Source organism: Novipirellula sp. (assembly GCF_041583735.1).
GTDB lineage: Bacteria > Planctomycetota > Planctomycetia > Pirellulales > Pirellulaceae > Novipirellula.
On the sequence record NZ_JBFHFD010000384.1, the window covers coordinates 1 to 8,315 of the forward strand.

The window sequence follows — 8,315 nt, forward strand, 5'->3', positions numbered from 1 at the left end:
GATCGTGACGGTGCCGTCGCCGATCGCCACGATGGTTACCGTGTACACTCCGTCGCCCTGAATCACAGCGTTGATCGCGTCTCCGCCAGTAACATCGATCTCTCGTAAATTGAATCCGTTGACCGTTTCACCGAAATCGATCGTGATGTCGAACTGGGGCGAATTCGTGAGGCTGTTTGGCCCTGAAATGATGGGCGTCGGCGTGATTGTGTCGCCGACAACGGTATAGGATGTCGCTGCAAGGCTTGGATTCCCGTCATGGTCCTTGGCGGCACCCTCCGCGATATCGACAATAACGGTTCCTTCGCCATTGGGCTGGATGGTCGCCGTGAAGAGCCCGCCGCCGTGAATCACCGCGTTGATTGCATTGCCGCCGGTGACGTCGATCTCGTTAAGGGAGAAGCCGCTGACCGATTCTCCGAAATCAATCGTCACATCGAATCGATTTGCGTTAATTGGATTTGTTGGGCCGCTGATGACGGGTGTCGGAATTGGAACGACACTCACCACATACTGCGTGGCTGCCGTGTTGGGTACGCCCTCGCTGTTTGTTGCAACACCCGCAGGGACATCGAACGTGATAAGATCCTCTCCATTGGGAACGATGGTCACCTTGTAGACACCGTTACCCATGTCCACCATTTGGATCGCGTTGCCACCGGCGATTACGGTATCTTGCAGCAAAAAGCCGTCAACCGGTTCTCGGAAGTCAATCAACAGATCAAACGGCTGTAAACTAGTTACTCGTGTCGGCCCGAGAATGCTCGGACCGGCGTTCGCCGCATCAATCTCGATCGTGAAGGTTTGGGAATCCGAAACGTCACGACCGCCGGCGTTTGTACCGCCATTATCCTGAATCGTGACTGAAAATGTGCTGGTTCCAAACTGATTCGCCGCTGGCGTGTAATGCAGTTTCCCATCGAGATCGATTGTCGGCGGCGTCTCGAACAACTCGGGGCGATCGATGTTGACAACCGAAACTGACATTAGACTCTGTGTCGACTCGTCATTCGGTCCCAGGATGATCTCACGAATGAATCCTTCGACGATTTGTGGCCCTGCGTTCTTGCCGATGACGGGCGGGTTGATCATTGTGAAGGTGGGTGGATCGTTGACAGGGGCGATCGTGATCGTTAGCAACTGGGGCAATGAGGTATCATGCGTCCCGTTTTCAGTTCCTCCGTCATCTTGAATCGAGATCTCGAGCGTTGCCGAGCCAACGGCGTCTTTTTTTGACGAGAAGATTAAGTTGCCAGTTTCATCAAACGAGGGCAGCGTATCAAACAATGACTCGTCGCTAAGATTGGTGGCATGGTACCCAATCACCGTTTGGTCGTCTTCGCCCGGTCCAGTGTCGATCGCCGCAAATAGATCGGTGATCGTACTAAGCCCCGAATCTTCATTCACCAACACATCACCGCTCAGTTCAAAGCGTGGCCGATCGTTGAGTGCCAAAATGTTGACAGGCAGACTTGATGTTGGAAGCCCTGCATAGTTGGCGTCAGCCGTTGTCGGATCAACGACGAGCGAAATGATCGAGCCAAGTTCGGCGTTGTCGGTCGGCGAGACGGTGATCGATTGCGGCGTTGACCAATTCGTGCTGTCAAACACGATCTCGAGCGAACCGAAATCAGCACCTGTCGAGTACTGTTCGATATTGCTATTCATGTATTCGATCACCTCCGGTGTGAGGAACCGAAAATGAAGATTGCTCAGCGGCTGCCGTAATGCCTGACGCAATGCACTGTGTGCAAAGTATTGACCCAGTGGGGTCATGTGAATGTGATCGATGTAAAATTGGGTCGTCACATCATCAAATGGCGAGACACCGGCAGCAAAATCGTCGTAGAACGAATCCAAAATGTTGATCGCGTGTGTCGAACGAATGACACGATCTTGGTTGCCTTGCGTTCCCTGCAGTTGAGCGATTAAATCATCGAAATATTCGGGCGAATGGACCATCTGGTCGTTCGGGTTGCCGCCGTTGTAATCAGCATCTCGATCGACGTGTGTGCTCCATCCGGTGTGAATTACGAACACGGCATCGGGCTGCAGGCTCATCCAATGGTTGATGACTGCTGCGTCTTGCGTAATCGTTGTACCGAAGAAAGGTTGGACGACTACCCAGTCATATTGCTGGTTCAACAGAGCATCGGTCCATAATCGCGACGTGTTGGTGCAGGGCGACTCGGGGTTGTCAAAGATGAACTGTAGGTTTTTGCCACAATCATTGTGATACTCGACATCTCCGTCCAGCAAGGGAGGCCGCGCGTTCCACGAAAGTGAGTTGCCGATGCTGTAGATGCTGCCCGGCTGAAAGATCTTTGATTGCTGGGCATCGATCGCCAATTGCACGCGTACCTCCGACGTCGGTTCGCTGGTCAGCGCCACCGAAAAATTCTTGCTGAATCCGTCTTCGGTCAATTGAATGACGCTGTCAACATCATAGAACGCGAGCCCGGCAACATCGTCGTCGACGATAGTAACGTCGACCGACTGGTCAATTGCCTCATGAAACATCTCGTCAGACAATTCGTCAACCACCGCCACAGCGATCTCGATAGTCTGGTCCGGCTCGTCAATCGAATCGCTGACCCCTTCAACCGTGACTGTTTGTGGCTGATCCCAATTCGAAGTGTCAAAGGTGATTTGAGTGTTGTTGACACGGACTTGCGTTGGATCCACGCTGGCGATTGAGACAACGACTGGCGAGTTCGGCGGTTGGTCCAAGGCGACCGTGAACGTATCAGCCGCAATCGCACTTTCACCAACCGAAGTTGTGTCGTCGGTCTCGAAGATCACGAGCGATGCCAGCAGGCGGCGTGGTTCAAGCGATTCCAGCACCCGGCGACATCGTGACCGCGGAGACTGGCTTCGACGACGGTTGTGTTTGCGAGTCGACTGAAACATCGAGTAACTAGATTTGCGTCAAGGAGCTTAAATAAAACCGGCAGCGGATGGGCAGGAAGCAATTGTGGAATCGCAGAGGAGCGGCTTTACCGAGGACAGGCTGAATCTTCGGTTCTTAATCCTAGTCTCAACTCGATATGCTGTAGTTCGTCTGGTCATTCCGGCGAATGACGTTATCGCTTCCTAGCTAATCTTGCTTCGTTTGCTGATTCATTTGCACATCCAAGACCGAGAGTTCCTAATCGTGACCTCAATGTGATCTCGCCATAACATAATGCTTGCAAAGTTAAGCCGCCTGGTTTTTTATGTTAGTTATTTTCTGATGTTTATAGCAATGCCGCTACGACTGTAGAATTCAAACTTGAGAAAGCGTGGCCACCTGCACAATCTTATCCAGGCCAGCGATTGGGCTCGTGCATCTTTTTCTCGTCTCTTTCTCCGGCAATTTATGATAGTCCGACGATCATCGTCCCGAACCCGCATCAACCTACCTTGTGGTAGCTAGGAACTGCTTGTTGCATTCACCTTGTTGATGTTGGTGACGATCAAACTCCATGCATTCGTACGCATCGGCGAAATACCTCAATTTTACCGGGAACGCCATCAACCATTGTCTTAGAGGCTCGTAAAATGATCCTGGGCTACTTGGATCATTCTTACCCACCCATGTTTGGAAATGTTCCTACTGCCGAGCAGCTTAAGATCGGTTTGCTTACACAAGTTGCAGAGCAAATAGCAAACAACTGCAGTTGAGAACGGGGAAATCAGCAATGCGTGCTGGTGACTCGCGGAGATCCGTTAGGGAAGTCAGGGGGGCGAGAATGCATTTTATCTTGAATCTTGCTGCCCAAGCCTGTCTTGTTGTCTCCTTAGAATGGAGCCGCATTCGTCACGGACTCTCTTCCAGATCTAGTGCCGAGTGCTCCCCAAAATCCGAATGGACTTTCGTCGCCTGCACTCGGATAGAGGCTGTCCACCGAGCCTGCTTCAATGCTGTCCGTGACAAACTTCACGGCACCGTCGCCGAGAAGCACATGCGCACCTCCATTGTGATGACTTCCAATGGTCGAAATCCCATGGAATCGGACCTCGCCCAGTCCGGCTCCATGTGAAGCATTGCAACTCTGGCGATTGGGAGGCAGGATGGTTTGGACGGCGGTGTATTGGCATTGGCCACCACATCCCATCGCAGTACTAACCGGTGACGAGACGGCGAAAGAATTCGCCTTCGTTGACCGTGGGGCTCTCGGGGCGGCCTTTGTGGATGTAGGTCAATTGCCGGTTGCCAAGTCCAAGCAAATGCAAGATCGAAGCGTGCAAGTCGTGGACATGCAATCGGTCCACTGTCGCATGCAGCCCGAGGTCGTCCGTTTCGCCGATCGTTTGCCCTCCTTGGACTCCACCGCCAGCCATCCACATCGTAAACCCGCTGGGGTTGTGATCGCGCCCGTTGCCCTTTTCGGACATCGGCGTGCGGCCAAACTCGCCGCCCCAAACCACTAACGTCTCCTCCAGCATGCCACGCTGTTTCAGGTCCTTTAACAATGCTGCGACCGGTAAATCCATCGCTCGGCACATGTTGCTGTGGTTGCCTTCGATATTCGAGTGCGAATCCCACTTGCTGCCCGCCCCATGGTACAGCTGGATGAACCGGACACCCCGTTCGGCCATCCGCCGAGCCAACAAGCACAGCCGACCATACGAGGCGGTTTCCTTTTGGTCGATCCCGTACATCGCTTTGGTCTCTGCTGATTCGCGTGCGAGATCGATCACATCGGGGGCTTCGGATTGCATGCGAAACGCCAGCTCGTAACTCGAGATACGAGCTTCCAATTCGGTTTGCTCGGGATGCTGGTTTGCGTACCGCTGGTTCAGTTGATTCAAAAATGCCAGCTTGGATTGCTGCTGCAGATCGGTCATGCCTTCGGGGGGATTCAAGTAGGGGATCGGCTGTTTGCCTTCGCTTAGCCGAGTGCCTTGATAGACAGCGGGCATGAATCCGGAACCCCAGCTGCGCGGTCCATTGACGATCTGAGCTCCGTTGTCCTGCATCACAACGAAGGCGGGCAGGTTGTCATTTTCGCTGCCAAGCCCGTAGCTAACCCAACTGCCTAGCGATGGACGACCGCTTAGGATCGAACAGGTGTTCATTTGGCAAACGCCCGCCGAATGATTGATGCCGTTGGCCCAGCATGACCGAATCACGGCAATGTCGTCGATGCACTTGGCGGTTTCGGGCAACCAATCCGAAACCCAGGTTCCCGATTCGCCGTGTTGTTTCCATTTGCGTTTGCTGGGGAGCAGCGGCGATCGCATCTCGCCCATCGCCGTGACCACTTCTCCAAAGCTGGCCGGAATCGGTTGGCCCGCTAATTTTTGCAAGAGCGGTTTAGGATCAAAAAGATCCAGATGACTCGGGCCACCCTCCATAAACAGAAAGATGACTCGCTTTGCCGTCGGTGCGAAATGAGGCGGCTTGGCGGCGAGTGGATTTAAGTTGATCTCGGATGCGTCCGCACGGTCCGCGATTCTTGCCGCCGCAGGCCCCGCGGTGGCTTCGGACATCATGCCTGCCAATGCAAACGCCCCAAAACCAGCACCACTTCGCGTTAGGAATTCGCGACGACTCGATGGAAGTGCGTAGTGCGGCAAATCGATGGTCGCGAGACGATTGTTTGGTTTATAAATGGACATGACTTTCCTAATGCACGACGGGGGATGGAGTGTCGTCGTCGGTGGGAGAAAGATGGGATGGAGAGACGTTTTGACTGCGGAGTGATCCAGGGTTAATGGACGTAAAGAAACTCGTTTGAATTGAGCAACGCGTGACAAAAATCGACCAATGCCGCTTCGGACGCTGACAGCGAAATGATCGAGTCGCCTTGTGCCGAAATCGACAAACGATCGTTGGCACTGTTTTGCATCACACCGGGATCGAGTTCAAATTGCCAATGGCCAATCGTGTCGCTGACAGATCGTTCGACCGTGTACAGGATCTCATCAACGTTCAATCCGCGGCCAACGAAGCGGATATCGTCCACTAACCCGTCAAAAGTTTGGGCGTTGCGGCCGCTGACGCTGCCAATCGTGAACGGCACTTTATTCGAGAAATTTCCGGCCATGTTGTGCTCGATCACCGCGGGCAATAAAGGTTCGTCATCGTTAGAGAGATCCTTCAAGTAAAATGTGACCTTGCCGGGTTTGCCGTCTTTAGACGCTTGAAAACTGGCCGAAGCGTAATAGGGCGTATTCATTTCGATGTGGTGATCCGAAAAGATTGCTGCTTCGCCATACTTACCACTGCTGAGTTCGCCAAACATTTGCAGTACCAAGGTTTGGGGTTTACGGCGTGATCCCATTCCGGTGACGCCGAAACGCCAACCCGGGCCGCCGGTGTCACCGTTCCATTTGCCCACGATCGTGCGAACGGTGCCGGTGTTGGCAATCGATCGCAGCTGAAAGAACGTCTCGATGGTAAAGTCACCGACATTCATTGGATCATCGTGGGCGATCGCCAATTTCAGCGACGGATCGTCGACCATGAAACGAACCGCTTGTCCGTCACGGTAGGGCAACTTGGATGTTTCGATTTTTCCTTCGTTGCGATCGCTTTGTTTGCTTTGCAGTTGTTGGGTTTGAGCATCAATGAAGGTTAGTGATTGCTGTATTTCGTCCTGCGACGGCTCGCGGCCGTACACTCGCTGCCACGCTTGCGTGACTTGTGTGCTGACATCACTTGTGGTCTTGGAAAGATTCGCTGCCAACTTGCGAGCATGCCCAAGTACAAGATCGCTGTTGATCATCATCAACGACTGGACCGCGGTCGTCGTCGTGTTTCGCGACGAATTGCTCGAGAAAAACATTGGCAAGTCAAAACTGCTGAGCAATTCATCGGGCGAGTTCCGCATGCTGCGAACAAAAATACTGCGATAGGGCGAGTCGCCAAGCACGGCACCACCGCCGCTACGGTCTTTTAAATCCCCCGTGACGGTCAGCAACGCATCGCGAATCTGTTCGGCTTGCAATCGCTGCGTGTCACGTCGCCAATAGTATTCATTGGCCGGATCGATCGTGTGACAGGTATCAAAGTCAGGATGTTCGGTCGATTGGCGATAGGTGGCCGAGCGCAAGATCATTCGATGTAACGATTTCAGGCTCCAGCCGTTTTCGATGAACGTTGCGGTCATCCAATCAAGCAGTTCAGGATGCGTCGGCGGTTTGCCAAGCTTGCCAAAATCGCTAGTGTTCTCAGCCAGACCGCGGCCAAAGTGACTTTGCCAAACGCGGTTTGTGATCACGCGAGTCGACACGGGGTTCGAGGGATCGGTCAACCACAGTGCAAGAGTCGTGCGTCGCCCGGTGGTCGGTGCCGTAGTGACCACGGCATCGCGGTTGATCTCCGCTGTGGATTCTTGCATGATCGTGGGAAAACCAGGCTCGATCGGTTCGTCCGTTCGTTTGGGAAGCACGGTCGGTGGGGCGATCGCACCATTGTCGGACACGCCCATGGCCGTGGGCAACGGCTTCGGTTTCAATTTGTCGTATGCTTTGAGTTCACGGCGAAGTTCGACCAATCGGTCCTTGTCCGCCGCTTTGATGACGTTGTTCAAACGGTCGTATTCGGCTTGGATTTGCCGCTGCACCAAATAAACTATCGGTTCGTCGGCGGGCGTGCGGTCTGCAGGCGGTTTACGAGCAATCGCTTGAATGTCCTCGGGAAAACGGTCGATCGCCTGATTCTTGACTTTGTCGCGATAGGGTTGTTCGATCTTGTCGATTTGGTCGCGGATCGATTGCGTCGCCGCTTTCCAGATCTTTAGCTCCGCTTGATAGGACTGAATCTCCTCGTCGCTGGCCAACGTTATGTCGATGGGCATGATGGGTGCAAAGAAGGCTTGCAGGCGAAAATAATCCTTTTGCAACAGCGGATCGAATTTATGGTTGTGGCATTTGGCACACTGCAGACCCAGTCCCATAAAGACATCCGCGGTCGTGTCGGTCAGATCTTCTTGGATCGTTTTCCATTGCCCCGGTGCATCGCGAATATTCCATTCGTAGACCCAGTGACGCAGGTAACCAAGAGCCGCGCGAGCGGCCACGTCGTCCGGGAACATTTCGTCCGCGGCGAGTTGTTCCTGCGTGAATCGGTCGTACGGTTTGTCGTCGTTGAAGGACTCGATCACGTAATCGCGATAACGCCATGCGGTCGGACGAAAACTATCGGCGCGGTAGCCGTCGGAATCGGCATAGCGGACCAGATCCAACCACTGCCGCGCCGCGTGTTCACCATAGCCTTTTGAATCCAGCAGCGAATCGACTAGCCGTTCATAGGCATCAGGCGACGTGTCGTTGACAAACGCAGCGACTTGTTCGGGCGTCGGCGGCAATCCGATGACGTCGAAATA

The 8,315-nt window shown here is 53.7% G+C and carries 4 protein-coding genes; all 4 read right to left on the bottom strand.

The window, feature by feature from the left end; genetic code table 11:
• Positions 1 to 2,844 (bottom strand): Ig-like domain-containing protein (locus ABX962_RS23330; protein WP_372722790.1); only part of this gene is annotated, 2,844 nt, incomplete at its 3' end.
• 935 nt (positions 2,845 to 3,779) lie between these two features.
• Positions 3,780 to 4,097 (bottom strand): DUF1559 domain-containing protein, encoded by a 318-nt coding sequence (locus ABX962_RS23335; protein WP_372722792.1) that lies wholly within the window; start codon positions 4,095 to 4,097, stop codon positions 3,780 to 3,782.
• A gap of 7 nt (positions 4,098 to 4,104) precedes the next feature.
• On the bottom strand, positions 4,105 to 5,604 hold the full coding sequence (locus tag ABX962_RS23340; protein WP_372722793.1) for a DUF1501 domain-containing protein: 1,500 nt from the start codon (positions 5,602 to 5,604) through the stop codon (positions 4,105 to 4,107).
• Between the two features lie 92 nt (positions 5,605 to 5,696).
• A partial coding sequence (locus ABX962_RS23345; protein ID WP_372722795.1) for a DUF1549 and DUF1553 domain-containing protein occupies positions 5,697 to 8,315 on the bottom strand: 2,619 nt, incomplete at its 5' end.

Coding starts and splice junctions, on each gene's coding strand:
- ABX962_RS23335 (WP_372722792.1), bottom strand. CDS start 4,097: ATGGGATGTGGTGGCCAATGCCAATACACCGCCGTCCAAACCATCCTG.
- ABX962_RS23340 (WP_372722793.1), bottom strand. CDS start 5,604: ATGTCCATTTATAAACCAAACAATCGTCTCGCGACCATCGATTTGCCG.